The sequence below is a fragment of the Aromatoleum toluvorans genome (assembly GCF_012910905.1).
GTDB classification, from domain to species: Bacteria; Pseudomonadota; Gammaproteobacteria; order Burkholderiales; family Rhodocyclaceae; genus Aromatoleum; species Aromatoleum toluvorans.
The window spans coordinates 1-1,218 of sequence record NZ_WTVN01000087.1 but is presented as its reverse complement, the minus strand read 5'-3'; the positions used below and the strand labels follow the sequence as shown (position 1 = coordinate 1,218).

Sequence of the window (1,218 nt, the reverse complement as noted above, 5' to 3'; positions counted from 1 at the left end):
GGAGACGCTGATTTATTCGGACACCGTCGCCCCGTGCGATCGATGCGTTTGAGATAATTCTGTCAGCCCATGGCCTCCGAGACTGAGCATGCAATCGAGCTTTTCCGACCTTGAGTACGCTGCGAAGAAGAAGCTGACGCGGCGCGATCGGTTCCTGGCCGAGATCGAGGCGGTAACGCCTTGGTCGGCGTTGGCGGCCGAACTCGAACCGCACTACCCGAGGGGAGAAGGTCGTGGTCGTCCGCCGATTGGCCTGGAGCGAATGCTGCGGATGTACGTGGCGCAGCAGTGCTTCGGGCTGTCGGACGAAGGGATTGAGGACGCCGTCTACGATAGCCAGTCGATCCGGCGCTTTGTGGGTATCGATCTGGCGCGCGAGTCCGCCCCGGATGCCACGACGCTGCTCAAGTTCCGGCGTCTGCTCGAGACCCACGAGCTGACGCGCAAGATCTTCGAGACGATCAATGCCCACCTCGCACAGAAGGGCTTGATGATGCGCGAAGGCACGATCGTCGACGCCACGCTGATCGCCGCGCCACCCTCGACCAAGAATCGGGAGCAAGCTCGCGACCCCGAGATGCATCAAGCCAAGAAAGGCAAGCAGTGGCATTTTGGCATGAAGGCGCACATCGGTGTCGATGCCGATTCCGGTCTGGTCCATACCCTGGTCGGCACCGCTGCCAATGTCGCGGACGTCACGCAGGCGCATGCGCTGTTGCACGGTGATGAGACCGATGTGCTCGGCGACGCCGGCTATCAGGGCGTGCACAAGCGCGACGAAAACAAGAACCGCACGATCAACTGGCACGTCGCGATGCGGCCGGGCAAGCGCAAGACGCTGGGGACCAGCCGTCTGGACCGACTGCTTGAACAGTACGAGCAGGCCAAGGCACGCATGCGGGCAAAGGTCGAGCATCCTTTCCATGTCGTGAAGAACCTGTTTCGTCATCGCAAGACGCGTTACCGCGGGTTGGCGAAGAACACCGCGCAGTTGTTCTCGCTCTTCGGGCTCGCCAATCTGGTCATGGCGCGCCGGCGACTGCTCGTGCCCGACGCCGGCAGTGCGTCCTGAATGATGAAAATCGAAGAACGCACGTTGAACACGCCCCGAACAACCGTCTGCGCGAACCATTCCGCGAGCGCTCCGACGAAGTTCTCAGGCCGAACGTTGCCGAGGGCGATCACCGACGACGAGTTCGTCATTTATTCAGCGTCTCC

The 1,218-nt window shown here is 61.7% G+C and carries 1 protein-coding gene; it reads left to right on the top strand.

The window, feature by feature from the left end:
- Positions 1–88 precede the first annotated feature (88 nt).
- Positions 89–1,072 (top strand): IS5 family transposase, encoded by a 984-nt coding sequence (locus tag GPA22_RS22410; protein ID WP_169258283.1) that lies wholly within the window; start codon positions 89–91, stop codon positions 1,070–1,072.
- The last annotated feature ends 146 nt before the right edge of the window (positions 1,073–1,218 follow it).